Here is a 26,891-nt window from a genome sequence, read left to right on the forward strand (position 1 = left end):
AGGGGCGGGTCACGCGTCCTCGTCGTCCTCGTCGTCCTCGTCGTCCAGCCGGGCCAGCCAGGTGGCGAGGCGCTCGACCGGCACCTCGAAGTCGGGGTTGAGATCGACGAAGGTCCGCAGCTGCTCGGCGAGCCACTCGAAGGTGACCTCCTCCTCGCCGCGCCGCTTCTCCAGTTCCTCGATGCCACGGTCCGTGAAGTACATGCGCACAGGATATCGAGGCCCCGACGCCCGCCGGAACGCCGGAACGCCGGATACGTCACAGGGACCCGGCCCCGCGACGAACGCGGAACCGGGTCCCTGTGACGGAGGAACAGCCCGTACGGCTGCCGACGGGGTCCTAGGCCTCGAAGACCTCGTCGACCAGCTGCGTCTGCTCCGCCTGGTGACGCTTGGCCGAGCCGACCGCCGGCGACGAGCCGTGCGGCCGCGAGATGCGGCGCAGGCGCTCGCGGGCCGGGAGGTCCGCGCCGACGCCGAGGTCCAGGTGGTCGATCAGGTTGAGCGCGATGAACGGCCAGGCACCCTGGTTCGCCGGCTCCTCCTGGGCCCACAGGTACTTCTCGGCGTTCGGGTACTTGGCGATCTCGGCCTGGATCTCCGCACCCGGCAGCGGGTACAGGCGCTCCAGCCGGATGATCGCGGTCTCCGTGTCGCCGCGCTTCTCCCGCTCGGCGTCCAGGTCGTAGTACAGCTTGCCCGCGCAGAAGACGACCTTGCGGACGTTCTCGGGCTTGACCGACGCGTCGCCGATCACCGGGCGGAAGCCGCCGGTGGTGAACTCCTCGATGGACGAGGCCGCGGCCTTCAGACGCAGCATCGACTTCGGGGTGAAGACGATCAGCGGCTTGTGGTGCGGGTTGTGCACCTGCCAGCGCAGCAGGTGGAAGTAGTTCGACGGCAGGGTCGGCATCGCGACCGTCATGTTGTCCTGCGCGCACATCTGGAGGAAGCGCTCGGGGCGTGCGGAGCTGTGGTCCGGGCCCTGGCCCTCGTAGCCGTGCGGCAGCAGCAGCGTGACGCCGGAGGTCTGGCCCCACTTCTGCTCGGCCGAGGAGATGAACTCGTCCACGACGGTCTGCGCGCCGTTGACGAAGTCACCGAACTGGGCCTCCCAGATGACCAGCGACTCCGGACGGGCCAGCGAGTAGCCGTACTCGAAGCCCATCGCCGCGTACTCCGAGAGCAGCGAGTCGTAGACGTTGTACCGGGCCTGGTCCTCGGCCAGGTACAGCAGCGGGGTGTAGTCCTCGCCGGTGACCTGGTCGACCAGGACCGCGTGGCGCTGGCCGAACGTGCCGCGGCGGGTGTCCTGGCCGGCGAGCCGGACCGGGGTGCCCTCCATCAGCAGCGAACCGATGGCCAGCGTCTCGCCCATGCCCCAGTCGATCGTGGCGTTGTCCACCGAGGCCGCGCGACGCTGCATCTGCGGCATCAGGCGGGGGTGGACGGTGATCGAGTCGGGGATGTTGACCTGCGACTCGGCGATCCGCTTGACGACCTCGGCGGAGACGGCCGTCTCCACGGTCACCGGGAACGCGGCCTGCGGCTCCGGGACGTGCGGGGCGGCGGGCTGCGAGGTGGCCTCGCGGACCTCCGCGAACACCTTCTCCAGCTGGCCCTGGAAGTCCTGGAGCGCCTGCTCCGCCTCTTCCAGCGTGATGTCGCCGCGACCGATGAGGGACTCGGTGTACAGCTTGCGCACCGAGCGCTTCTTGTCGACCAGCGTGTACATCTGCGGGTTGGTGAACTCCGGGTTGTCGGTCTCGTTGTGACCGCGGCGCCGGTAGCAGATGAGGTCGATCACGACGTCCTTGTTGAACGCCTGCCGGAACTCGAAGGCGAGCCGCGCGACGCGGACCACGGCCTCCGGGTCGTCGCCGTTGACGTGGATGATCGGCGCCTCGATCATGCGCGCCACGTCCGTGGCGTACATCGAGGAGCGCGAGGACTCCGGGGCGGCGGTGAAGCCGACCTGGTTGTTGATCACCACGTGCACGGTGCCACCGGTGCGGTAGCCGCGCAGCTGCGACATGTTGAGCGTCTCGGCGACGACGCCCTGGCCCGCGAAGGCCGCGTCGCCGTGGAGCGCGACGGGCAGGACCGTGAAGTCCGTGCCGCCCTTGTTGATGATGTCCTGCTTGGCGCGGGCGATGCCCTCCAGGACCGGGTCCACCGCCTCCAGGTGCGAGGGGTTGGCGGCCAGCGAGACCTTGATCTGCTCGCCGTCCAGACCGGTGAAGGTGCCCTCGGCGCCCAGGTGGTACTTGACGTCGCCGGAGCCGTGCATCGAGCGCGGGTCGAGATTGCCCTCGAACTCGCGGAAGATCTGCGCGTACGACTTGCCGACGATGTTCGCCAGCACGTTCAGCCGGCCGCGGTGGGCCATGCCGATGACGACCTCGTCGAGGCGGGCCTCGGCGGCGGAGTCGATGACCGCGTCGAGCAGCGGGATGACGGACTCGCCGCCCTCCAGCGAGAACCGCTTCTGGCCGACGTACTTCGTCTGAAGGAACGTCTCGAACGCCTCGGCCGCGTTCAGTCGGCGCAGGATGCGCAGCTGCTCCTCGCGCTCGGGCTTCGGACGCGCGCGCTCGACGCGGTCCTGGAGCCACTTGCGCTGACTCGGGTCCTGGATGTGCATGAACTCGATGCCGGTGGTGCGGCAGTACGACTCACGCAGCACGCCGAGGATGTCGCGGAGCTTCATCATCGTCTTGCCGGCGAACCCGCCGACCGCGAAGTCCCGCTCCAGGTCCCACAGGGTGAGGCCGTGCTCGGTGATGTCCAGGTCGGGGTGCTTGCGCTGGTGGTACTCCAGCGGGTCGGTGTCGGCCATGACGTGGCCGCGGACCCGGTAGGAGTGGATCAGCTCGAAGACCCGCGCGGCCTTGGTGACGTCGTCGTCGTGCGAGGCGTCGATGTCCTTGAGCCAGCGGACCGGCTCGTAGGGGATCCGCAGCGCCTTGAAGATCTCGTCGTAGAACTCGTTCTCGCCGAGCAGCAGCTGGGACAGCACCCGCAGGAACTCGCCGGAGGCGGCGCCCTGGATGACCCGGTGGTCGTAGGTCGACGTGAGCGTCATGACCTTCGAGATGCCGAGCTTGTTCAGGGTGTCCTGCGACGTGCCCTGGAACTCCGCCGGGTAGTCCATCGCGCCGACGCCCATGATGAGGCCCTGACCGGGCATCAGGCGGGGCACCGAGTGGACGGTGCCGATGCCGCCGGGGTTGGTCAGCGAGGCGGTGACGCCGGAGAAGTCGTCCATGCCGAGCTTGCCGATGCGGGCGCGCCGGACGATGTCCTCGTACGCCTGCCAGAACTCGAAGAAGTTGAGCGTCTCGGCCTTCTTGATGGCCGCGACGACCAGCTGGCGGTCGCCGTTCTGCTTCACCAGGTCGATGGCCAGACCCAGGTTGATGTGCTCCGGCTTGACCAGGGTCGGCTTGCCGTCCTTCGTGGCGAAGGAGTAGTTCATCGACGGCATGGCCTTGAGGGCCTGCACCATCGCGTACCCGATGAGGTGCGTGAAGGAGATCTTCCCGCCGCGGGCGCGCTTGAGGTGGTTGTTGATGACGATGCGGTTGTCGAAGAGCAGCTTCACCGGGACCGCGCGGACGGAGGTGGCCGTCGGCAGCTCCAGCGAGGCGTTCATGTTCTTCGCGACGGCGGCCGAGGGGCCGCGCAGCGTCACGTACTCCGGGCCGGCCGGAGCCTCGGTGGAATCGTCCGCCTTGGCCTTGGCGGGCGCGGCGGCGGGCTTCGCCGCCGCGGGCTTCGCCGGGGCCGGGGCCGGGGCGGCCTTGGCGGGGGCCGGCTGCGCGGGAGCCGCGGGAGCCGCCGGAGCGGGCGCGGGCGCGGCCTTCGCCGGAGCCGGAGCGGCTGCCGGGGCGGGCGCGGCCGGGGCGGCGGGCGCCTCGGTCACCGGTGCGACGCCGGGAACGGGCTTGTCCGCCGTGCCGGAGGCACCCGGCTTGTAGTCGGCGAAGAAGTCCCACCAGGCGCGATCGACCGAACTGGGATCCTGGAGGTACTGCTGGTAGATCTCGTCGACGAGCCATTCATTGGCGCCGAACGCAGCGGCCGGGTTCGTACCCGGGCTGGCTTGGTCGGTCGAGATGCTCGAGTTACTGGGGGACTGAGACGACACGGCGGCAACCGCCCTCTTCCGCTTCACAAGGTGATGGACAGCGGAAATCAAGGCTACGCCCCCCGAACCGTTCCTTGCAGGCCGGGCCGGTGCTTCGTCGTGCACATCACATCAGAAGGCGGGTTTCGGCGCAGGAAATGGCGGGAAACAAGCGAGGTTCCACTGCACTTCGGGTACGCGGGACCGAGGATACGGTCATCCGACCGTATGCCTGTGAGGTCCCGTGCTGGTAGGACACGGGAGAACGTGCCCTTCCGGTTCGACCCTATGTCAAGCGTGCCGTCAACCGCGCGGCTCGGGGATTCCCGGGAGGGTGACCTGGATGCGGCAGCCCTTCGCGGATTCGGCCACTCCGATCCGGCCGCCGTGCAGATCGACCGCCCAGCGGGCGATGGCCAGCCCCAGTCCCGTGCCGCCGTCGCTTCCCGGACCGTGCGGGGAGGGCGCCTGGCCCCGGTTGAAGCGCTCGAACACCCGGTGGCGCTCCGCCTCCGGGATGCCGGGCCCCTCGTCCACGACCTCCAGCTCCAGCGACTCGGGACGGTCCCCGCGCCGCGCGAGCACCGTCACCCGGCCGTGCGGCGGGCTGTGCTTGACCGCGTTGTCGATGAGGTTGGCGACCACCTGGTGCAGCCGCTCCGCGTCCGCGTGCGCGGTGAGCTCCGGCGGCGAGACGTCCAGATGCAGGTGGACGTCCGTACGGGAGTGATTGCCCGAACCCGAGGACAGGCGTCGGTGGGAGGCGGCGAGGTTGGCCTCTTTCAGTACGCCCGACAGATACGGCCAGACCTCGAAACGGCGGGCCTTGAGCGCCACCACCCCGTTGTCCAGCCGCGACAGGTCCAGCAGCGTCTCGACCAGCCGGCCGAGCCGCTCCGTCTGCTTCAGCGCCGTGCGCATCGTCTCCGGATCGGCGGCGGACACCCCGTCCACCACGTTCTCCAGCACGGCTCTGAGCGCCGCGATGGGGGTGCGCAGCTCATGGCTGACATTGGCGACCAGCTCTTTGCGATGCCGGTCCTCCGCCTCCAGATCGTCCGCCATGCGGTTGATCGTCTGCGCCAGGTCCCCCAGCTCGTCCCGCCGCCCGGCGCCGCTCACCCGGCGGGTGTAGTCGCCGTGCGAGATGGACCGGGCCACCGCTCTCATCTCGTCCAGCGGCGCGGTCAGACCGTGTGCCACGAACTGGGTGATCAGCAGCGTGGCGATCACCGAGAACACCGTGATGAAGCGGAACTCCGTACGGGTCCGCAACGCGACGATCAGCAGCCCCGTGGTGATGAACACCGAGACCACGACGAGCGTGCCGAGCTTGGCCTTGATCGAGAAGGGCCGCAGTCCGGACCCTGGCCGCGTCATGGCGCGGGAGTCTCCAGGGCGTAGCCCACGCCGTGCACCGTACGGATCCGCTCCGCGCCGATCTTCCGGCGCAGCGCCTTGATGTGGCTGTCGACCGTGCGGGTGCCCGAGGCGTCCGCCCAGTCCCACACCTCGGCCAGCAGCTGCTCCCGGGAGAGCACCGCGCGCGGGGTGTTGGCGAGGCAGACCAGCAGGTCGAACTCGGTCGGCGTGAGGTGGACGTCCTCGGCGCGCACCCGGACCCGGCGCTGCGCGTGGTCGATCTCCAGCTCACCCAGACGCAGTATCCCGCTGCGCGGGGTGACGGCGGCGAGCGCGGCGCGCTCCACCCGGCGCAGCAGCACGTGCACCCGGGCGGCCAGCTCCCGCATGGAGAACGGCTTGGTCATGTAGTCGTCGGCGCCGACCCCGAGCCCGACCAGCATGTCGGTCTCGTCGTCGCGTGCGGTGAGCATCAGCACCGGTACCGGACGCGTCGCCTGCACCCGGCGGCAGACCTCCAGCCCGTCGAAGCCGGGGAGCATGATGTCGAGCACCATCAGGTCGGGCTGCCAGGCCTCGGCCGCGTCCACGGCCGCGGGACCGTCCAGCGCGGTCTGCACGAGGAAGCCCTCCGCCCGCAGTCGCGCGGAAATGGCGTCGACGATCGTGGCGTCGTCCTCGACCACCAGCACCCGGCGCTGAGCCCCCGGGGTGGCCGCGACGCCGTTGTGGGTGGTGTGTGTCTGTTCCATCGCCCCGCCCCTGCCCGTTCTCGCGAGGGCCATTCCCCCGGAGGCACGGTTCTCGCTCGTGGATTTCGTGGGTGATCCTGTGTGCCGGTCAGCAGCGTAAAGGCAGCGGAGGGCTCCCGGCTACGCAGGGTGTTGCCCCGGAGGTGCGCGTCCGCCCCGACCGGGTGGCCGGATCGTCGGCCTTGTGCCGGTTGGCCCGTGCCGCCGCCGGTCCGCGTGTACCGGGAGGGGGTTCACACCGCCCGGCGTGCGAGATGGACCACGTCGGGCACACCTCGGGCAACGGCCACCTCTTCCGTCCTTACCTCACTGAACCCGGCATTCCGCAACGCCTGTTCGAAGGCCGGCGACGGCTGCGCGGACCAGACGGCGAGCACTCCGCCCGGGGTCAGCCGGTCGTGGCAGTGCGCCAGGCCGGCGGGGGAGTAGAGGCTTCCGTTGTCCTCCGTGACGGTCCAGTCCGGCCCGTTGTCGATGTCCAGGCACAGCGCGTCGTAACGCTCCGTGGCGGTACGGAGGTGGGCGACGAGATCCGTGTGCAGGATCCCGGTCCGGGGGTCGGCCAGCGCCGGCCCGGTGATCCGGTCCAGCGGCCCGGCCAGGTGCCAGTCCACGATCGCCTGCTCCCGCTCCACGACCACGATCCGCCCCCAGCGGCCCTCCTCGGCGGCCCGCACCAGCGAGAACCCGACGCCCAGCCCGCCGATCAGCACCGAGGGGCCGGTCCGTCCGGCGGGCAGGGCGGCCAGCGCGGCGTCGATCAGCAGCCGCTCGGAGCGCCCGTCGGAGGTGTCCATCAGGAAGCAGCCGTTGGCGATGATCTCGAAGTGTTCCCCGCGCTCCCGCAGCACGACTTCGCCGAAGGGGCCCTCGCGGCGGTCGAGGACGACGGGGGTGTCGGCGGAGCATGCCGGCATCGGGTCGGGGGCGGGCATCGCACGCAGCGGGTGCATCGCGGGCATCGGGTGGCTCTCCGGTCTCCGGTCGTGGCGGTGGGGTTCCGTCATCCTGTCCCGCGCCGGGGGTGAAGGCCAGCGAGTTCCCTCTTCCGGGGGGCGGGGAACAACGGCCCGTCCCGCGGTGCTCCCCGGGGGGCGGACCGGGGGAAAGCGGCTGATCGCTCAGAGCGAACAGGCGGTGGGGAACATTCGGCGGCTCAGGAGCATTGAGTCGACATAGCTCAACTTGCCTGCCGAAGGGGAGATCATGACTAACGAGTCCGAGGCGTTCACACCGATCGACCTGCCCGTGCTGCCGCTCGACGACGAGGTCGTCCTGCCCGGCATGGTCGTGCCGCTCGACCTGTCCGACGCCGAGGTGCGCGCCGCCGTCGAGGCCGCGCAGGCCGCCGTCCGTCCCGGCGGTGGCAAGCCCCAGGTGCTGCTGGTCCCGCGGATCGACGGCACGTACACGGGGACCGGTGTCCTCGGCACCGTCGAGCAGGTCGGACGCCTGTCGGACGGCGACCCGGGCGCGCTCATCCGGGCCCGCGACCGGGTCCGCATCGGCGCCGGGACCAACGGGCCCGGCCGGGCGCTGTGGGTCGAGGGGACCGTGATCGGGACCGCCGCCCCCGACCCCCTGCCCGGATCCGCCGCCGAGCTGGTCAAGGAGTACAAGGCACTCGCCACCAGCTGGCTGAAGAAGCGCGGCGCCTGGCAGGTCGTGGACCGGGTCCAGCAGATCGACGACGTCTCCGCGCTCGCCGACAACTCCGGATACTCGCCGTTCCTCACCACCGCCCAGAAGGTCCGGCTCCTGGAGACCGTGGACCCGATCGCCCGGCTGAAGCTCGCCATCCAGTGGCTGAGCGAGCACCTCGCCGAGCAGGATGTGGCCGAATCCATCGCCAAGGACGTCCAGGACGGCGTCGACAAGCAGCAGCGCGAGTTCCTGCTGCGCCGCCAGCTGGACGCCGTGCGCAAGGAGCTCTCCGAGCTCAACGGCGACCCGGACGACGCGTCCGACGACTACCGGGCCCGCGTCGAGGCCGCCGACCTTCCCGAGCACGTCCGCGAGGCCGCGCTCAAGGAGGTCGAGAAGCTGGAGCGGTCCAGCGACCAGTCGCCCGAGGGCTCCTGGATCCGCACCTGGCTGGACACCGTCCTCGAACTGCCCTGGACCGAGCGGACCGAGGACGCCTACGACATCCGCGGCGCCCGGGAGATCCTGGACGCCGAGCACGCCGGACTCGCCGACGTGAAGGAACGCATCACCGAGTACCTCGCGGTGCGCAAGCGCCGTGCCGACCGGGGGCTGGGAGTTGTCGGCGGGCGTCGCGGCGGCGCCGTGCTCGCCCTCGTCGGCCCGCCCGGCGTCGGCAAGACCTCCCTCGGCGAGTCCGTCGCGCACGCCATGGGCCGCGAGTTCGTCCGTGTCGCGCTCGGCGGCGTCCGGGACGAGGCGGAGATCCGCGGCCACCGGCGTACGTATGTGGGCGCGCTCCCCGGCCGTATCGTGCGGGCCATCAAGGAGGCCGGTTCGATGAACCCGGTCGTCCTGCTCGACGAGATCGACAAGGTCGGCTCCGACTTCCGGGGCGACCCGGCCGCCGCCCTCCTCGAAGTCCTCGACCCGGCGCAGAACCACACCTTCCGCGACCACTACCTGGAGGTCGAGCTCGACCTCAGCGACGTGGTCTTCCTCGCCACCGCCAACGTGCTCGACGCCATCCCGGAGGCCCTGCTCGACCGCATGGAGCTGGTCCGCCTCGACGGCTACACCGAGGACGAGAAGGTCGTCATCGCCCGGGACCACCTGCTCCCGCGCCAGCTGGAGCGGGCCGGACTGGAGAAGGACGAGGTGACCCTGGAGGAGTCGGCGCTGCGCAAGCTGGCCGGCGAGTACACCCGCGAGGCGGGCGTACGGAATCTGGAGCGGGCCGTGGCGCGGCTGCTCCGCAAGGTCGCCGCCCAGCACGAACTGGGCGACCGCGAGCTGCCGTTCGCGGTGACCGACGCGGATCTGCGCGGCCTCATCGGCCGCCCGCACCACGTGCCCGAGTCCGCCCAGGACCCGGCCGGGCGCCGCACCGCGGTGCCGGGCGTGGCCACCGGGCTCGCCGTGACCGGGGCGGGCGGTGACGTCCTCTTCGTCGAGGCGTCGCTCGCCGACCCGGAGACCGGGGCCTCCGGGCTGACCCTCACCGGCCAGCTCGGGGACGTCATGAAGGAGTCGGCGCAGATCGCGCTGAGCTTCCTGCGGTCGCACGGCGCGGAGCTGGAGCTGCCGGTCGCGGACCTCAAGGACCGGGGCGTGCACATCCACTTCCCGGCGGGCGGCATCCCCAAGGACGGCCCGAGCGCCGGCATCACGCTGACGACCGCGCTGGCCTCGCTGCTCTCCGGACGCCTCGTCCGTACGGATGTGGCGATGACCGGTGAGGTGTCGCTGACCGGACGGGTGCTGCCGATCGGCGGCCTCAAGCAGAAGCTGCTGGCCGCCCACCGGGCGGGCATCACCACCGTGGTGATCCCCCAGCGCAACGAGGCCGACCTGGACGACGTCCCGGCCGAGGTGCTGGAGAAGCTGGACGTCCACCCGGTCGCCGACGTCCGCCAGGTGCTGGAGATCGCCCTCGCCCCGGCTTCGGCCGCCCCCGTGGCCAGGACCGGGCCCAGGACCGAGGAGAGGATGCCCGCCGCGGCCTGACGGCGGAACGGCCGTACGCAACGGCCGTACGCAACGGTCTGTCCCGAACGGCTCCTGGACGGCCCGCTCCCCGAGTCGACGGGGGCGGGCCGTTCCGCGTGCCGTGCCGGACCGGTCGAGGGTGGTCCTCGGCGGTCAGGGGCGGTAGATCGTGCCCGGCTCCGGCACGGCCGGGGCCATCAGCTCGGGGACGGTCACGAAGGTGTAGCCGTCCTTCTGGAGCGCGTCGATGATCCCGGGCACGGCGGGGACGGTGCCCTTGTAGATGTCGTGCAGCAGGATGATGCCGTCCTTGCCCGCCTGGTCCAGGATCCGCTTCTCGATCAGCGCGGAGTCGTTCGTCGAGTAGTCCTTGGCGGTGGCGCTCCACAGCACCTGGGAGAGCCCCAGGTCCCTGCTGATGTCCGAGACCGTGTCGTCGGTGCGGCCCTGCGGCGGGCGCATCAGCCGGGGCTTCTTGCCGGTGATCTTCTCGATGGCCAGCTGCGTCTTCTCCAGCTCGGCGCGTATCTCGTCCGGCTTCCGGTCGGTCAGCACCTTGTGCGTCCAGGTGTGGTTGGCGACCTCGTGGCCCTCGTCCTCGATGCGCTGCACCACATCGGGGTACTTGATGACGTGGTGCTTGCCCAGCAGGAAGAAGGTGGCGTGCACCTTCTTCTCCTTCAGGATGTCCAGCAGCCTCGGCGTGTCCTTGCCCGGACCCGCGTCGAAGGTCAGGGCGATGCACTTGGCCTCGCGGCAGTCGACCGGCCCGAACGAGCCCTTGGCGTCGGAGGCCGCCTCCCCGCGTGCCGAGCCCGGCGCGGTGGTGTCCATCGAGCAGCCGCTCACCGCCAGTGTGAGCGCCGTCACCAGCGCCGCGGTCAACCCCACCTTGGACGACGGCATCTTTCTGGGCACGACACATCACTCCTCTGTGCGGGAAATTCCGCACAGGTGTGCGGCACGTCGAGGACTATACATAGTGCGTATACATGGAGTGCATAGTGGGGGCCGGGGCAGCGAGCAGCCCCGGTGACCTGGGATGCGGTCGCCGGGGCCGGTCGAGCGGTCGGTCGGTGCGGGGCCGGCCGGATCAGCCGTTGGCCAGCGCCTGTACGCGGTCGAGGGCGCCGTTGAAGCGGTTGTGGTCGCCGACCGTCGGGCCGGTCGAGGTGTACTGCCACATCGTGTGGAAGCCCCAGCCGGCGGGCAGTTCGCCGACCGTCGTGTTGTACCGGGCCACCCACAGCGGGTTGGTGGCGCCGAAGCCCGCGTTGTTGCCGGTGCAGTCCTTCCACCAGCTGGTCGCGGTGTAGATCACCGCGTCCCGTCCGGTGCGCGCCCGGTAGGTGTTCGTGAAGTCGCGGATCCAGTTGACCATCACCGCCTGGCTGAGCCCGTAGCACTGGGCGCCGTACGGATTCCACTCGATGTCGAGCACGCCCGGCAGGGTCCTTCCGTCCCGCGACCAGCCGCCCCCGTTGTCCACGAAGTAGTTCGCCTGCACGGCGCCGCTCGTGGTGTTCGGGGTGGCGAAGTGGTAAGCCCCGCGGATCATGCCGACGTTGTACGAGCCGTTGTACTGCTGCGCGAAGTAGGGGTTCTTGTAGTAGGTCCCCTCGGTGGCCTTCACGTAGGCCCACTTCACACCGCTGTTCCAGAGCGTCCCCCAGGCGACGTCGCCCTGGTGGCTGCTGACGTCCACGCCCTCGGTCTGGGCCGCCCGGGAGTCGCGCGGCAGGCCGCCCTGTCCGTCGTGCTCGATGACGCCCTGGCCCATCCGGGCGGTGCCGCGGGCGGGGGCGTCGTCGGAGGGGGCGGCGGCGGTGGCCGCGCCGGGCAGGGCCAGGAGGAGGGCGAGGGCGGCCAGGAGCGATCCCGCCGCGGCGAGGCGCCGACGGCGGGACCCGCCGGGCGTGCGGGACGTCCTGGGCGTGCCGGATCTGTGCGCGGGCATGAGCGTGCCTCCGGGGTGGGGTGGGGAGCCGGGAAGGGCGGGGTGCGGGTGCGGAGGTGCGGAGATGCGCCGGGGCCGTGACATGGTGTGTCCATGTCATAAGCCCCTGTCGCGGTTGACGCTACGCACGTAGACCCGGGTGCGGAAGAGGGCCGGGCCGCCGCCGTTGGTCTACTCCTGCGAAATACTGGCCGAACTGCGGCGTCGACCGGTCGCGGAAGAAGTTTTCATCGGCGGGAAACGTACGAGGGGTACTGACGTGCGCGGGAACGACAGCGAGCCGGAGCCGGGCGCGACGGGCGGAAGTGGTGTGGACCACGAATTTCTGGCACTGGAGCGCGAGCTGGCCGTGTTCCTGCGCCGGGCGCGCGCCACCTCGGGCGACATGGCCCGGGAGGTCCACCCCGAACTGGAGCCCGCCGCCTACGGCCTGCTCGTCCGCCTGGAGGCGGCGGGCCGGCAGCGGGCCACCGAGCTGGCCGCCTACTTCGGCGTCGGCAAGGCCACCATGAGCCGCCAGCTGCGCTCCCTGGAGAACCTCGGGCTGGTGGCCCGCGAACCCGACCCGGCCGACGGGCGGGCCTGGCTCGTCCATCTCACCGACGACGGCCTGGCCCGCTTCCGCAGCGTCCGGGACGCCCGCCGGGGGCGCTACGTGCGCAAGCTGGCCGACTGGGACCGGGCCGAGGTCGCCGAGCTGGCCCGGCTCCTGCACCAGTTGAACGCCCGCGCCGAGAGCTGAACCGCCCGGCCGCCCGTCGCGCTCAGTCCAGCTCCACCAGGAGCGCGGTGGCGTCGTCGTGCGTCTTGCCCCGCCCCAGCCGTACGCGCCCGGCCTCCGCGTCGGCGGCCTCCAGCTCCCGCACCCGGTCGATCAGGCCCTGCGGCCCCGCCTTCCGCAGCAGCTCCAGCGCATCCGCCCAGTCGCCCTCGCCGAACACCTCCGTCCAGCGGGTCGCGCCGTCCGTGAGCGCGGCGAGGGCCCGGACACCGGCCGCCGGCGTGCTGCCCGTCACCGCGCGCGCCGCCACCGACGGATCGGCGGCGGCGGTGAAGAAGCCGCCCTCCTTGTTGCGCACCGTGGCGTCGGCGATCTCGTTCGAGGCGAGCGAGCCCGGCGGCAGTCGGTCCAGCCGGTCGTCGAGGACCGCCCGGACCGTGCCGTCGAGGGACTCCAGCAGCAGGGCCGAGTCGGAGAGCACCAGGTGCTCGATCACGCGTTCGTCCCAGCGGGCCAGCACCACGGTTGCCTGAGGCGTACGTACGTGAGAAAGGTCACAGGTGGCTCGATGCGTGTCGGCTGTACGGGAGATGGCCTCGGCCAGGACCTCGGTCAGCGTCAGGTCGGTGCGGGAACCGGACAGTTCCACCAGTGCGCCGCCCAGTCGCGCGGTGAACCACGGCACCGAGTGCACACAACCGTCGTCCCCCCGCGGTGGGGTGACGCCGTCCAGCAGGACCAGTACACCGCCCTGGCCGGACGCGGGAAGGGCCCCGGAGGCCCAGTCCTCGTTGGGGTGTTCGGGGCTTCCGGGCGCGGTGGCGAGTTCGATGCGCATACCGCCAGTCTGCACGAGCCCTTCACCATCTCCGCACGCGGCCGGAAACGGCCTGTACCAGCAGGTCAACGCGTGCGCACGGGGCGGAAGGGGCGGCTCCGGAGCGATGCGGGCGGGCATCCTCCCAAAGGCTGCGCGGAAGTTCCACCCCGTGGTCCACGCATGGTCAGAGGCGCGCCGGGGGAGACTTGTTCGCCAACTCAAGAGTGATGTTCACTCCTTCGAGTGGCGGAGCGGTTGATGCGCGCCCCCCTCTCAAAAGCGCTGGAATGGTCGGAAGCCGTACCAGGAGCGGGGCGCCCTTCCATGTGACCGTGCGTCACCTCTGCTTCAAGGGTGGACGAGTCAAGATTGCGAGCACCGGTGCAGAAGAAGCGGCCGCGGAGCAAGGGCACGACGCGCGACGGTTCCGGGGCGACGCCTCCGGCGCCCGGTGCGGAGAAGCGGACCGTGCGGGTGCGCAGCCGACTGGTCGCCGGTGTCGCGGTCGTCGGCGTCATCGTCATAGCGGCGGGCGCCCCCGCCGTGCTCGGCGCCTCCACCGATCTGACCGAGTCCCAGCGGCTGGTCACCCTCGCCGAGCTGAACCAGCAGGCGGTCACCCTCGGGCACGCCCTCGCCGACGAGCGCGACGCCATCACCGCGTACATCGCCGACGGCCGGGACGAGAAGGCCGACGACAGCGACGGCGCGAAGAACCGCACCGCCCGCACCACCCGCGTCGACCAGCAGATCGACGAGATCCACGAGGCGGCCTCCGCGGCCCTGCGCCGCGACCTCTCGACGGTTCCCTCCCTGCGCCGTGAAGCGCTGACCGGCAAGGGCTCCGCCCTGGAGGCGCACCAGGCGTACTCCGACGTCATCGCCAAGCTGCACGGCATCGCCGCCGAGCTGGCGGAGAAGACCCCGCCGCGGGCCGCCGACGCCACCCGGGCCCCGCTCACCCTCGGCGCCGCGTCCGAACAGGCCGCCGCCACCCGCGGGCTGCTCCTCGCCGCGCTCGCCGTGCCGAGCCCCGAGCCGACCGGCCAGACGGACCCCTTCACCGGGCTGCCCGTGGCGACCGAGGACGAGGGCGACACCCGCGTCGGCCGCGAACGCGACGAGCTGAGCGCCGCCGCCCAGCAGGCCCGCGTCCGGGAGCAGGCCGCGCTGGCCGACTTCGACCAGGCGGCGGACCCGGAGGCCCGGGACAGGCTCTCCGCCACCGTCACCGGATCCCAGGTCAACAACGCGGAGAAGTACCTCACCCGCCTCACCGACCGCCCCGAACTCTCCAAGGCGGAGCGCGGGACCAGCCCCAAGAAGCTGGAGGCCGCGCTCTCCGGCCGCGTCGACCGGATGCGCAGCGTCGAGTCGGCCCTGACCACCGGCCAGGTCCAGCACCTGGAGGGGATCCGCGACGACGACGTCACCGCCCTCGAACTGAGCATCGCCCTGCTGGGCGGCTGCTTCCTGCTCGCCGTCGGCGTCTCCACCGCCGTGGCCCGCACCCTCACCCAGCCGCTCGCCGTCCTGCGCATCGGCGCCGCGCGCCTCGCCGAGGACCCCGAGAGCGCCGAACCGGTCCGCTACACCGGCCGCAACGACGAGTTCGCCCAGGTCGTCCGGTCGATGAACTCCCTGCACGGCAGGCTCACCACCCTCCACCAGGACCTCGGCGGACGCGTCGGGAGCCTCACCGAGGAGCGGTCCAAGCTGATCGCCGGCCGCGAGACCCTCGTCGCCCAGCGGGCCGAGCTCCAGTCGGAGGCCGCCGAGCTGGCCACCCAGCTGGAACAGCTGCGGAACACGGTCAACCACACCTTCGTCAACCTCTCGCTGCGCACCCTCGGGCTGGTCGAGCGGCAGCTCGGCGTCATCGAGGGCCTGGAGGAGCGCGAGCAGGACCCGGAGCGCCTGGCCACCCTGTTCAAGCTCGACCACATGGCCACGGTCATGCGCCGGCACAGCGAGAACATGCTGGTCCTCGCGGGCGCGGAGCACGGCCACGGCCACGCGGAGCCGATCCCGCTGGTCGACGTGGCGCGCGCGGCCGTCAGCGAGATCGAGCGGTACGAGCGGGTCACCATCCAGTCCCTGCCGCCGCACGCCCAGATCGCCGGGTTCGCCGCCGACGACCTCAGCCACCTCCTCGCCGAACTCCTGGAGAACGCGACCTCCTTCTCGCCGCCCGACTCCCAGGTCGAGCTGTCGGGCTGGCTGCTGGAGAGCGGCGAGGTGATGCTCTCGGTGTCGGACACGGGCATCGGCATGTCGACGGTCCGGATGGGCGAACTCAATGCCAGGCTGGCCGACCCGGCCTCGTTCGAGCCGGGGGAGCGGCACATCGACATGACCGGGGCCGGACTGGGTCTCCAGGTCACGTCGTTGCTGGCCGCCCGGCACGGAGTACGGGTCCAGCTGCGCGAGCAGAAGGGGAGTGGTGTGACGGCCGTCGTCGTCCTGCCGAGCGCTCTGCTCCCCAACTCCCTGCCCGCCTCCTCGCCGCCCGCCGTGCAGCTGCCCGGTGAAGCGCCCACGCTCAACCTGCCGGGCTCGGTGGCGGAGGCGAACTCCAACGCTCTGCCCAGCCGTTCACCGCTCCCGCTCCCGGCGGCGGCCGGCCCCGGGGAGCCCGCCGAAGCGGAGCCGACCCCGGCCCAGACTCCGGCCCCGACTCCGGAGCCCGAGGCCGCTTCGGACCTCGGGGCGGACAGCGCCCCCGACGGGGACAGCGCCCCCGAGGCGGCCGGCGAGCCCCTGCCCGCGGTCGACCCGCTGATCGTCGCCGCCGAGCGGACGATCCGCGAGAACGCGGCGGCCGAGGAGACCGCGATTCAGGAGACGGCGGCCGGGAACGCGGCGCTCGACGAGGCCCCGGAAGCCATCGTCGTACCGCGGCGGGAGCAGGACGCGAGCCGGCAGGACCAGGACGCGCGGCAGCCGGTCGCGGAACCCGGTACCGGGACCGAAGCAGTCGCCGGCGCCGGTGCCGGTGCCGAAGCAGAACCCGCGGCCGGGACCGAGTCCGGAGCCGAGTCCGGCACCGGGGCCGGAGCCGAGTCGGACTCCGAGATCACCCTTCAGGTCCGGCTCCCGAAGCCTCCCCCGGCCCCGGCCGACCCGGTGGCCCCCACGGCCCCCGACGTCCCGGCGGCAGGCGGCACCCCGGCCGTCCCGGCCACCGCCGACCCGTACGCGATCGGCCCCGACCGCCACGAGCGCCCGGCCGAGACCGGCCCGGGGGACCAGGACCCGGACGGGCCCGCGTTCCGCGCGCCCCACGCCGAAGCGGCCGCGGCCCCCGCCGAAACGGTCCCCGGCCCCCGCCGCCCCGAGGCCGGACGAATTACGGACAAGGGGCTGCCGAAGCGCACCCCCAAGGTGGTCCGGCCCGACGCGACCCCCGCTCCCGGGCGCACCGGCAGCCTCGACCGGGACGCCCTGCGCCGCCGGCTCGGCAGCTTCCACCAGGCGGCGAAGGAGGGCCGGCGCGACGTCGAGGCGGAGATCGCCGGGACCGGCGGCATCACCGTCGCCGACTCCGGGGGCGTAGCCGACGGGCGTACGGGGCACGAGAACACCATCGCGCACGCCACAGGCGCCGCACAGGACGCACGTAACGCAGGGACCGCACGGAACGCCGGGACCGGCGGCCGGGCGGACGGTCGGAACGATGAGACGGGGGACACAGTCGAGGAGGCACGCAGTTGACTGCGCCCAGCACATTCGGGCTGAGTAACGAAGCCCGGAACCTTCACTGGTTGCTGAGCAATCTCGTGGAGGAGGTGCCAGGGGTCCACTCGGTCACCGTCGTCTCGTCCGACGGCCTGATGCTGCTCTCCTCCGACCCCGGCCATCACGGCCCGAAGGCCGCCGGACCGTCGGACGGCCCCAGGGGATCCAGCGCCGACCTGGCCACGATCGTCTCCGGCATCGGATCGCTGACGGTCGGAGCGGCCAAGCTGATGGACGGGGGCGGCGTCAAACAGACGATGGTGGCCATGGACGAGGGCAGCGTCTTCGTCATGTCGATCAGCGACGGCTCCCTCCTCGGCGTCCACGCCACCCCGGACTGCGACATGAGCGTCGTCGCCTACCACATGGCCCTCTTCGTCGGCCGGGCCGGACACGTACTCACCCCCGAACTCCGCAGTGAGCTGCGCACATCGATGGAGAGCGCCCTGTGACCACCGCCGCCGCAGAACCCGCCCCCCGGCTTCCCGTCCGCGGGGCGGAGAAACGCCCCGCCCGGGTCCGCCCGTACTCCCTCACCGGCGGTCGCACCCGGTTCGGGCACGTCCTGCTGGTCGAGACGTTCGTCGCGGCCCTCGAAGCACCCGACGAGCGCCGCGAACTCACCAACGGCAACCTCGCCTCGCGGGTCATGCCGGAGCTCCGGGCCATCGTCGAAATCTGCTGCCGGATGCGTACGGTCGCGGAGATCTCGGCCTTGTTGAAGATGCCGCTCGGAGTCGTCCGGGTGCTGCTCAGCGACTTGGCCGACCAGGGAAAGATCCGCGTGTACGGAACCGGCCACGGCGCCGGCCAGCCCGACCGCGCACTGCTCGAAAGGGTGCTCAATGGACTCCGCCGTCTCTGAGGCGCCGCTCTTCGCCCCGCGCCAGCCGGGGCCCCGGGAACAGGCCGAGGAGTCCCTCCAGGCCTGGCAGCTCGACCACACCCGCGCGCCCACCGCCACCAAGATCGTGGTGGCGGGCGGATTCGGCGTCGGCAAGACGACGTTCGTCGGCTCGGTCTCCGAGATCACACCGCTCCAGACCGAAGCGCTGATGACCCAGGCCAGCGAGGAGACCGACGACCTCTCCGCGACGCCCGAGAAGACCACCACCACCGTGGCCATGGACTTCGGCCGGCTGACGCTGGAGGACGACCTCGTCCTGTACGTCTTCGGGACCCCGGGCCAGCAGCGCTTCTGGTTCATGTGGGACGACCTGGTGCGCGGGGCGATCGGCGCGGTCGTCCTCGCCGACACCCGGCGGCTGGAGGACTGCTTCCCCGCGCTCGACTACTTCGAGAGCTGCCGGCTGCCGTACATCGTGGCCGTCAACCACTTCGAGGGGACGCCCGGTTACGAGGCGGAGGACGTCAGGGAGGCCCTGACCGTACCCCCGCAGGTCCCGATAGTGATCATGGACGCTCGTAACAGGATCACGGTCGTCGAGTCGCTGCTCGCCCTGGTGGGCCACGCTCTCGACGCCACCCCCGCCTAGGGCCTCTCGTGTGGATCATGTCGGGCTCGCGGGGTCCGGTGCGCGCACCTGCGGCGTTGTCGTCAGTCGCCCATGCTCCGCAGTGACTCCCTCCTCCGCCTTGCAGCCGCACGCACCGGACCCCGCTCCCTGATCCGACCTGATCCGAACGAAAGACCCTAGGCCCTGCCGGGGCGTCCCCCTGGACCTCCTCGAAATCAGAGACAACGGAGAGCCGCGATGCGGAAGATACTCATAGTCGGAGCCGGCCAGTCCGGGCTCCAGCTCGCCCTGGGACTGCAGTCCAGGGGCTACGAAGTCACCCTGATGTCCAACCGCACGGCCGACGAGATCCGCACCGGCCGGGTCATGTCGACGCAGTGCATGTTCCACACCGCGCTCCAGCACGAGCGGGACTACCAGCTGAACTTCTGGGAGTCCCAGGCCCCGAGGATCGAGGGCCTCGGCGTCTCCGTCGCGGCCCCCGACTCCTCGCGTGCCGTCGACTGGGTCGGTAAGCTGGACGGCTTCGCCCAGTCCGTCGACCAGCGCGTGAAGATGGCCGGCTGGATGGAGACCTTCGCCCAGCGGGGCGGCCAGCTCGTCATCCACGGGGCCGCGGTCTCCGACCTGGACTACTTCTCCCGCACCTACGACCTGGTGATGGTCTCGGCCGGCAAGGGCGAGCTGGTCTCCATGTTCGGCCGGGACGCGGCCCGTTCGCCGTTCGACGCCCCGCAGCGCGCGCTGGCCGTCGCCTACGTCCACGGCATGGGCCCGCGCCCCGAGCACCCGGAGTTCGACGCGGTCCGCTGCAACCTGGTGCCGGGCGTCGGCGAGCTGTTCGTGATGCCGACGCTCACCACCTCCGGCCGCGCCGACATCCTCTTCTGGGAGGGCGTCCCGGGCGGACCGCTCGACGCCTTCCAGGGCATCAAGGACCCCTCCGAGCACCTGGCGAAGACGCTGGAGCTGATGGAGAGGTTCACGCCCTGGGAGTACGCCCGCGCCACCAAGGTCGAGCTGACCGACGCCAACGGCACCCTCGCCGGCCGCTACGCCCCCACGGTCCGCAAGCCGATCGGACGGCTGCCCGGCGGCGGCCTGGTCCTCGGCGTCGCGGACGTCGTCGTGGCCAACGACCCGATCACCGGCCAGGGCTCCAACTCCGCCTCCAAGTGCGCGAACGCCTACCTGGACTCGATCATCGAGCACGGCGGGAAGGAGTTCGACGCGGCGTGGATGCAGTCCACGTTCGACCGCTACTGGGAGACCGCGCAGCACGTCACGAAGTGGACCAACGCGATGCTCGGCGTCCCGCCGGAGCACGTGCTGAACCTGATCGGCGCCGCCGGCCAGCTCCAGCCCGCCGCGGACCGCTTCGCCAACGGGTTCAACAACCCGGCGGACTTCGAGAACTTCTTCTACGAGCCCGAGAAGACGAACGCCTACCTGGCCTCGCTCACCGGAGCCTGACCGCCCCTCCCACCGCTTCGGCGGCCGGACCCGCACCGCCGGTCCGGCCGCCGGGCTCTGTCCCAACCGGTCTACGGGGCGTCCGGCGCCGCGTCCGTGCCGTAGCCGGTGTCCGCGCCGTCGCGTGCGCCCTCGGGCAGCTCCGGGGGCGTGTACGCGGCGAGCGGGGCGCCGCCGGGGTCGGGCCGGACGGCGCCCAGCAGCGGGTTCGACGCCAGCGGTGAGACCTTGACCTTCGATCCGGGGCGGGGCGCCTGCACCACCAGGCCGTTGCCGATGTACAGCGCCACGTGGGTCGCCTTCGGGAAGTAGATCACCAGGTCACCGGGGCGCAGGGCGGAGACCGGCACCTTCGGGAGCCGCTTCCACTGTTCCTGCGAGGTGCGCGGGATCGTCCGCCCCGCCGCCGACCAGGCCTGGGACGTGAGCCCGGAGCAGTCGAAGGACTCGGGCCCCTCGGCCCCCCACACGTACGGCTTGCCGACCTGCCGGACCGCGTACGCGACGGCGTCGCCGCCCTGCCGGGTGGGCGGCCGGGCGGAGCTGAGCGCCCCGGAGGCCACCAGCTCGCGCTGGGCCTCGTCCACGCCCCGCTGTTCGAGACCGGCGAGCTGGGCCAGCTGCTCCTCGGAGAGCGTGGCCAGCAGCCCCTCGATCTCCTTGAGCCTGCCGCGCACGGCGTCGCGCTGCTTCTTCTGCCGTTCGGTCAGCTTCTTCTGCTGGTCCAGCGCCTTGCGGGAGGCGGCGGCCAGCCGGTCGGCCCGCCGGGCGTCGCCGGTCAGCCGGTCGACCGTGGCCGCGCGGTTCGCGGCGAGCCGCTCCACGACGTGGGTCTGGTCCAGGGCCCGCAGCGGGTCGCGGGACAGCAGCAGCCGGAGGTACGCGGAGAACTCGGTACGCCCCTGGTACTGCTCCCGGGCCAGCCGCCCCGCGTCCCCGCGGCTGAGTTCCAGCGCGGCCCTCGCCTTCGCCAGGTCCGCGTTCACCTTCTTCACCTGTGCGGTCCGCTGCTTCAGCTTCTCGGCGGTGGTGTTGTAGGTCTCGCTCGCCTCCTCCGCCGCCCGGTAGCGGGTCTGCAGCTCGCGCAGCAGGGCGGCGACGCTCCTGGTCGCCCCGGGCGCACCGAGGGCGGTCTCGGCGTCGACCTCGGCGGCGCCGGACCCGGCGGACTCCTCCGCCGCGTCGGGATCGGCCGTGTCGGGGGACTCCTCCGCCGTCTCCGGATCGGCTGGGGCGGCGGGCTCCTCCTCGGTGTCCTCCGCGTCCTCGCCGTCCTCCGCGTCGGTGGCGGCCGTCCCCGCGGTCTCCTCGGCGAGCGGTACGGATTCCCCGGGCGGTAAGGGGCCCGGCCCGGCCGACGCGGCCGTGGCGGGGGAGACCGTGAGCGCCGCGGCCAGCGCGGTCGTGCGGACCGCGCGCAGGAGTCTGCCTGACACGACATCACCTCCGTGACGGAGACGGAGACGCAGCCCGGCTACGGGCTCGTCCGTGAAGGGGCGAATCCGATCATCCGGTCATGTGGTGTCAGGTGATGCAAGCACCGGTCGGCGCGCCGTCCGGGGGACCCCCCGGACGGCGGTGGCGACGGTGAAGGAGGCCGGGCGGCGGGCGGGCAGGACCTCAGGCCACCGGGAAGGCGTAGAAGGCCCTGTCCCGCTGGACGACGACGATCTCCCCGGCGGCGAGCGTTCGGTACGACGCGCTCACCGTCGCCCCCTTCGGATCGGCCGAACCGATGTCCTGGAACTTCCACAGCCGTTCGCCGTCGGCCGCCGAGAACGCCGTGACCTGGAAGGCGTCGGAGGCGATCAGGGTCTTCTCGCTGCCGCTGAGCGTGAGCGACGGGGCGTTCCCGATGCCCGGCACCTCCGTGGAGCGCCGCCACACGAGCCGGCCGCTCTCCCGTTCCACCGCGCCGACCAGCCGGCTGCGTTCGGTGGTGTGGAGCAGGGGCCCGGCGACCAGCGGGGTGCCGAACACCGAGCCGTCGCTGCCCTCGACGCGCCAGAGCGGCTTCGCGGTGTCCGCCTCGAAGGCCTGGAGGTCGCTGCCGACCGCCGCGTACAGCGACCCGTCCTCGTCGGCCGCGGTGGCCGCCTCGGGGGAGGCCGCGCCGTACTGCTCGGTCCGCAGCAGCTTGCCCGTCTTCTGGTCGAACGAGCGGACGGAACCCTTCTTCCTGGCCGCCTTGACCTCGGCCGCCGTCAGGCTCGCCGCGTCCTGGCGTACGAGGACGTCGGCGGAGCGGTCCACGACCACCCGGTAGGCGGGGGTGCCCGGGGCGCGGCCCGCGGGCACGGGCGTCCGCCACAGCTCCTTGCGCTGCACGATGTCGTACGCGAAGAAGTAGGCCCGGACGACCTCCTTGTCCTTGCCCTTCTTCTTGCCCTTCTTCGGCTTCGGGGCCTTCACGGTGACCGTGTGCGAACCGGTGAACCAGATGACCGGCCCGGAATTCCCGGCCAGCCGCCCGACGCCGAGGCCCGGCAGGTCGGCGAAGGCGTCCGTGTAGCGCACGCGGTGCACGACCTTGCCGTTCTTCGGCGACAGCCAGAGGAACTCCGTCGGGCTCGCGATGAAGACCAGCTCGGCGCCCGCCGCCAGCGCGGCCTGCCCCTTCGCCCCGTCCGCGCGCTGCCACAGCCGCTTGCCGGTGCGCAGGTCCACGGCGCTCGCCTGGCTCTCGCTGGTCACCACGAGGAGCTTGTCGCCCCAGACGGCGGCCGTGAGCGGGGACGATTCGGAGGCCGGGTGCGCGTAGGTCCAGCGCGGCTCGGGGGGCTGCCCGGGGAGCGTGCGGCGGGGCTTCGGCGCGGGCTTGTCGTCCGTCGCCACGGCCGTGTCCCCGGACCCGAGAGCGGCCACCGAACCGCCGCCCACGACCAGCCCGCCGACGGCCGCCGCCGCGATGGTCAGCAGGGTCCGGCGGTTCGCGGCGGGGCCGGGCGCCGGGGCCGGCGCGGGAGGCAGCGGCAACGAAACCATCGGGCCCCCGCCCGCGCCTCCGGGGCCGGCCGGGAGCGCCGCCGCGGGGTAGGGGGCGGGCCCGCCGTGCGGATGGCCCGCCTGCTGCCGCGGGGCGGCGGGGGTGAAGGGCGCGGCGGACGCGCCGGGTGCGGTGGGCAGGGCGGGCGGCAGCGGGTACGTCGCCGGGGCGGGGGCGGACCCCGGGGGCGCGGTGAGCTCGTGCGGGAGGGAGAGCTGCGTCGTCGGACGGTCGTTGTGCGGCGGCCGCGGCCCGGTGTTGAGGAACCGGGTGGTGCCCCGGTCCTCCCCGATGCCCCCGTCGCCCGGGGAGACCGGCGCGGCGGCGGGCTCCGCGGGTGCGGGCGCGCCGACGGGCCGGGCGTCGACGGGCCGGGCATCCGCAGGCCGGGCGTCCTCCGGCTCCCGGGGCGCTGGTGCCGCGGAGGTCGCCACCGGCGCGGCGGGCGCGTCCGGCGACGGCGCGTCCACCGGCCGGGCGTCCTCGGGCTCCTGGACCGCCGGGCCCTTCGCCGGCGTCTCCGAGTCCTGCTCCGGAGCCTGCCGGTCCTTCTCCGGCGACTCCGCGCTCTCCTCCAGCTCCTCCGCGTCCCCCGGCGCCTCCAGGGCCAGCACCCGCGCCTCCTGGTCCGCGACCGCCGCCGCGAGCCGTTCGGGGAGCCAGCCGCTCCGCGCGAGGCCCGCCGCGCCCTCCAGGGCCAGTTCGGCGGCGACCGTGCCGGCGGTGGGCCGCTCGGCCGGGTCCTTCGCCAGGCAGTCCGTGATCAGCTCGCGCAACGCCTCCGGCACGGCGTCGAGTTCGGGCTCGTCCCCGGCGATCCGGCGGGCGGCCTCCTCGGCCGGGCCCTCCGTGAACGGGGTCGTCCCGGTCGCCGCGTACGCCAGCAGCAGCCCCAGTACGAACAGGTCGGAGGCGGCGGAGACCTCCTTGCCCTCGATCTGCTCGGGCGTCAGATAGCCGAGCCGTACCGAGAGCTGGCCGCCCGGCCGCGCCTGGGCCGACGCGGCCGCGCCCAGCGGGCCGAAGGCGGTGAGGCGGGGCCCGTCGGCGGCCAGCAGCACCGTGCCGGGGGCCAGCCCCTGGAGCACGGAACCGGCGGCGTGCACCCGGGAGAGGATCTCGGCGATGCCCGCGCCCAGTATCCGCAGGGCCCGCTCGTCCAGCGGACCGGCGATCCCGATCGCCTCGGCCAGCGGCAGCGCGGGGACGTAACCCGCCGCCGTCCACAGGGGTTCCGGCCCGTCCGCCGTGGCCTCCGGCTCCTCGCCGGTCTCCAGGGGCGGGGCCACCCAGCCGCCCGCGAGGCGTTCGGCGGTGCGCGCCTCGGCCTGGAAGCGGCGGCGGTAGGCCGGCAGGGCGGCCAGCTCGGGGCGCGCGGCGGTGATGAGGGCCACTTCGCCGGACGCGGTGTCCCGCGCCACGTACTGCACGGCGCTCGCGCCTTCGTGGAAGCGGGCCAGCGCGGTGAAGCGGCCGAAGCGGCGTGGATCGTCCTGACGCAGCGCCTCCATGGCGCACCCCCCTTGTGACCGTCCTACGGCGACCGGGTGACCCGTCCTCCGGCGCCTGACCGTCGATCTTAGGGCCTGTGCCCCACGGGGCGTCCGCCCGCCGCTCAGTCGCGGCCCGGGGAGCTCGGGGGAGTCTTCGACCAGGGCCACTTGAGGGTGCGGTGCTCGCGGCCCCCGGGGGCGTACTCGTACACCCAGCCGCGCTGGAGCCCGAGCCGCTTCGTGTAGCCGGCCGGGACCCGCTGGTAGGCGTACACCGTGGCGGGGCCGCCGTCGGGGGAGGGCACCGGGACCTCGTACCACTTCGGCGGATGGCCGGTGGGGCCGAGCAGGATCGGCAGGACCCGGCCGTCCAGGGGGCCGCCTCGGAAAGGGGTGTTCTCGCTCTTCACCCGGTCAGTCTGACGCAGCGGCGGCGGGCAGCAGGTGCGCCGCCTCCGCGACGACCGGAATCACCCGTACCGCCAGCTGCCCGGCCGGGCCGTCGGAGGTCTCCAGCGCCAGCAGGTCGTTCACCACGGCCGCGGTCTCCGGGTCGGTGGCGGCGGTCGCGGCGAGCAGGGCGATCAGATGGTCGACCAGCCAGCCGCGCAGCTCGGCCGCGGCCGGCCGCTTCCCGTCGTCCAGCCAGATCAGCGAGGCCGCCTCGACGGCGGCGATCCAGCTGCGCACCATCATCCGCAGCCGCGGCCCGGCCGGCTGCTCCCCGGTCTCGCCCATCCGCCCGAGGTGGCGCAGGATCTCGTCCGCCGCCGCCCGCCGCACCCCGTCCACGATCGTCGTCGTGCGGGAGGTCTCCACGACGCTGCCGCCGCGCAGCAGGGCGCTGAACCCGGTGTCGTGCTCGTCGACGAAGCGCAGATAGCGGTCCAGCACCCGGGCGACCCGCTCGGTGGGCGGGCCCGCCGGCGGCTCGGTGAAGCACAGCGTCAGCTCGTCCGCCGCCGAGCCGAGCGCGGCCTCGTACAACTGCTGCCGTCCGCCCGGGAAGTAGCGGTAGACCAGCGGCCGGGACACCCCGGCCGCCACCGCCACCTCGTCGAGCGAGACCTCGTCGGGTGCCCGGTGGGCGAAGAGGCCGAGTGCGGCGAGCAGCAGCTGGGCGCGGCGCTCCTCGACGCTGAGCCTGCGGTACGTCGCCCGGGGCGGCGGGACTGCGGCGGTGGAGGTCATGCCACCGACCCTAAGGCCACCGGGGGCCGCGTCTCCCGTCCGCAGGGCTTTCAGGCCAGCAGCCCGGAGCTGCGCCACAGCCGGCGGCCGACGCCGTTCAGCAGGCCGATGTCGTCGAAGAAGTCGGTCAGCCGTTTCGCGCCCGACTGCATCACCTCCGCGCGGTGGCCGCTGGCCTTCACCTGGGCGACGGCCTCACGGCGGTCCAGGCCGACGTTCTCGTACACCTGCGGGTTCACGAAGCAGACGGAGAAGACCCGGGCCGCCTCGCCGCAGCTGACCTTGGTGAGCTCCCGCTCCCAGCGCGGGGCGGTCACCATCTGGCGGCGCAGCTCCTCGCGGGCGTACCGGACGTGCCGGGCCTCCTCGATCACATGGATCCGGGTCACCCCGCGCACCAGGGTCTGCACCCGGTCGTCCGGAAAGGTCAGGCGCTGCATCCAGTCGAGGATCTCCTCGCCGAGCAGGGTCGCGGCGAACGAACCGGGGGTGGTGGAGACGGTCTTCAGGACCCGCGCGAGGTTGTGGTAGACGCGCGGCACCGGATAGGTCGGGGCGCCGCCCCAGTCGATCATGCGGCCGAACATCATCGAGTGCCGGCACTCGTCGGCTATCTCGGTGAGCGCGTAGCGGACGTGGTTGCTGGTCACCGGCTTGTCGTAGACGTGCCGGACCAGCAGCTGCATCAGGATGATCTCGAACCAGATGCCGAGCGAGGCGAGCGCGGCGCCCTCGTGCCGGGAGAGGTCCAGGCGCTGCTCCTCGGACATCCGGTCCCACAGCGGGGTCCCGTACAGCGAGACCAGCTCCGGCGGCCAGAACCACTTGCCCTCCTCGACGGCCGCGTCCCAGTCGAGTTCGGTGTCGGGGTCGAAGGAGTGCTTGGCGGAGGATTCGAGCAGCCGCAGGGCGACCTGCTCGCGGTCGCGGAGCGGACCGAGTGCGTCGCGGAGCGCGGTGGCATCGCGAGCGGTGACGGGCGTCATGGCGGGAGCACCTCACACGGGGGTTGCCGGGAACGGGAGTTACCGGCGGTCACCTCTTATGAGACTGCCTGTCAGCAAGGCCGTCAATCCCTTGGGTGCGACTGCGTTCGACTTGTTGACTCGCCGTCTACCAACGTGTGAACCTGCCGGGGAGGCGGCCGGTGCGCCTGCT

The 26,891-nt window shown here is 72.4% G+C and carries 20 protein-coding genes; 7 read left to right on the forward strand and 13 right to left on the reverse strand.

The window, feature by feature from the left end; translation table 11 throughout:
* Positions 1-9: 9 nt before the first annotated feature.
* The 5 genes from OG245_RS26245 to OG245_RS26265 all read right to left on the reverse strand — a co-directional run bounded on the left by OG245_RS26245 (position 10) and on the right by OG245_RS26265 (position 7,196).
* Complete coding sequence (locus OG245_RS26245; protein ID WP_175515220.1) at positions 10-204, reverse strand: DUF6104 family protein; 195 nt, start codon at positions 202-204, stop codon at positions 10-12.
* A gap of 136 nt (positions 205-340) precedes the next feature.
* Positions 341-4,150, reverse strand: coding sequence for a multifunctional oxoglutarate decarboxylase/oxoglutarate dehydrogenase thiamine pyrophosphate-binding subunit/dihydrolipoyllysine-residue succinyltransferase subunit (locus OG245_RS26250; RefSeq protein WP_371625890.1), 3,810 nt, complete (start codon positions 4,148-4,150; stop codon positions 341-343).
* Positions 4,151-4,432: 282 nt separating this feature from the next.
* On the reverse strand, positions 4,433-5,509 hold the full coding sequence (locus tag OG245_RS26255; protein WP_371625891.1) for an ATP-binding protein: 1,077 nt from the start codon (positions 5,507-5,509) through the stop codon (positions 4,433-4,435).
* On the reverse strand, positions 5,506-6,243 hold the full coding sequence (locus tag OG245_RS26260; protein WP_267001914.1) for a response regulator transcription factor: 738 nt from the start codon (positions 6,241-6,243) through the stop codon (positions 5,506-5,508). The genes OG245_RS26255 and OG245_RS26260 overlap by 4 nt, the downstream gene beginning before the upstream one ends.
* A gap of 233 nt (positions 6,244-6,476) precedes the next feature.
* Complete coding sequence (locus OG245_RS26265) at positions 6,477-7,196, reverse strand: spermidine synthase (protein ID WP_371627992.1); 720 nt, start codon at positions 7,194-7,196, stop codon at positions 6,477-6,479.
* A gap of 253 nt (positions 7,197-7,449) precedes the next feature.
* Here OG245_RS26265 and lon point away from each other — a divergent pair, with 253 nt between their 5' ends.
* Positions 7,450-9,894, forward strand: coding sequence for an endopeptidase La (gene lon / locus OG245_RS26270; protein ID WP_371625892.1), 2,445 nt, complete (start codon positions 7,450-7,452; stop codon positions 9,892-9,894).
* A 135-nt stretch (positions 9,895-10,029) separates the two neighbouring features.
* Here the strand turns inward: lon and OG245_RS26275 are convergent, their stop codons facing one another.
* Together OG245_RS26275 and OG245_RS26280 are read right to left on the reverse strand one after the other, a co-directional pair.
* Positions 10,030-10,782 (reverse strand): polysaccharide deacetylase family protein, encoded by a 753-nt coding sequence (locus OG245_RS26275; RefSeq protein WP_371627993.1) that lies wholly within the window; start codon positions 10,780-10,782, stop codon positions 10,030-10,032.
* A gap of 187 nt (positions 10,783-10,969) precedes the next feature.
* On the reverse strand, positions 10,970-11,833 hold the full coding sequence (locus OG245_RS26280; protein ID WP_371625893.1) for a lysozyme: 864 nt from the start codon (positions 11,831-11,833) through the stop codon (positions 10,970-10,972).
* 259 nt (positions 11,834-12,092) lie between these two features.
* On the opposite strand from OG245_RS26280, the gene OG245_RS26285 reads away from it, so the two are divergent.
* Positions 12,093-12,575, forward strand: coding sequence for a MarR family winged helix-turn-helix transcriptional regulator (locus OG245_RS26285; RefSeq protein WP_371625894.1), 483 nt, complete (start codon positions 12,093-12,095; stop codon positions 12,573-12,575).
* Between the two features lie 22 nt (positions 12,576-12,597).
* Here the strand turns inward: OG245_RS26285 and OG245_RS26290 are convergent, their stop codons facing one another.
* Positions 12,598-13,392 (reverse strand): hypothetical protein, encoded by a 795-nt coding sequence (locus OG245_RS26290; protein WP_371625895.1) that lies wholly within the window; start codon positions 13,390-13,392, stop codon positions 12,598-12,600.
* A 363-nt stretch (positions 13,393-13,755) separates the two neighbouring features.
* Between OG245_RS26290 and OG245_RS26295 the strand changes: the two genes are divergently transcribed.
* From OG245_RS26295 to OG245_RS26315, 5 genes are all read left to right on the forward strand, one after another.
* Positions 13,756-17,088, forward strand: a complete 3,333-nt coding sequence (locus tag OG245_RS26295; protein WP_371627994.1) for a nitrate- and nitrite sensing domain-containing protein — start codon at positions 13,756-13,758, stop codon at positions 17,086-17,088.
* Positions 17,085-17,564, forward strand: coding sequence for a roadblock/LC7 domain-containing protein (locus OG245_RS26300; RefSeq protein WP_371625896.1), 480 nt, complete (start codon positions 17,085-17,087; stop codon positions 17,562-17,564). Before OG245_RS26295 ends, OG245_RS26300 begins: the two co-directional genes overlap by 4 nt.
* Complete coding sequence (locus tag OG245_RS26305; protein ID WP_371625897.1) at positions 17,561-17,977, forward strand: DUF742 domain-containing protein; 417 nt, start codon at positions 17,561-17,563, stop codon at positions 17,975-17,977. The genes OG245_RS26300 and OG245_RS26305 overlap by 4 nt, the downstream gene beginning before the upstream one ends.
* Entirely contained in the window at positions 17,958-18,608 is a 651-nt protein-coding gene (locus OG245_RS26310; protein ID WP_371625898.1) for an ATP/GTP-binding protein, read from the forward strand. Before OG245_RS26305 ends, OG245_RS26310 begins: the two co-directional genes overlap by 20 nt.
* Positions 18,609-18,827: 219 nt before the next feature.
* Complete coding sequence (locus OG245_RS26315; RefSeq protein WP_371625899.1) at positions 18,828-20,063, forward strand: styrene monooxygenase/indole monooxygenase family protein; 1,236 nt, start codon at positions 18,828-18,830, stop codon at positions 20,061-20,063.
* A gap of 71 nt (positions 20,064-20,134) precedes the next feature.
* Here OG245_RS26315 and OG245_RS26320 read toward each other — a convergent pair whose 3' ends face one another.
* The 5 genes from OG245_RS26320 to OG245_RS26340 form a co-directional block, all read right to left on the reverse strand.
* The gene (locus OG245_RS26320; RefSeq protein ID WP_371625900.1) at positions 20,135-21,499 is read right to left on the reverse strand and encodes an NlpC/P60 family protein; all 1,365 of its coding nucleotides are present in this window, start codon (positions 21,497-21,499) and stop codon (positions 20,135-20,137) included.
* Between the two features lie 184 nt (positions 21,500-21,683).
* Entirely contained in the window at positions 21,684-24,560 is a 2,877-nt protein-coding gene (locus OG245_RS26325) for a PQQ-binding-like beta-propeller repeat protein (RefSeq protein WP_371625901.1), read from the reverse strand.
* 104 nt (positions 24,561-24,664) lie between these two features.
* Complete coding sequence (locus OG245_RS26330) at positions 24,665-24,952, reverse strand: hypothetical protein (protein ID WP_371625902.1); 288 nt, start codon at positions 24,950-24,952, stop codon at positions 24,665-24,667.
* A gap of 4 nt (positions 24,953-24,956) precedes the next feature.
* A complete protein-coding gene (locus tag OG245_RS26335; RefSeq protein ID WP_371625903.1) occupies positions 24,957-25,733 on the reverse strand; it encodes a TetR/AcrR family transcriptional regulator in 777 nt (258 codons plus the stop codon).
* Positions 25,734-25,783: 50 nt separating this feature from the next.
* Positions 25,784-26,719 carry a diiron oxygenase gene (locus tag OG245_RS26340; protein ID WP_371625904.1) on the reverse strand — a complete coding sequence of 312 codons (936 nt, stop codon included), beginning with the start codon at positions 26,717-26,719 and terminating at the stop codon, positions 25,784-25,786.
* Positions 26,720-26,891: the final 172 nt, after the last annotated feature.

Source organism: Streptomyces sp. NBC_01116 (assembly GCF_041435495.1).
GTDB lineage: Bacteria > Actinomycetota > Actinomycetes > Streptomycetales > Streptomycetaceae > Streptomyces.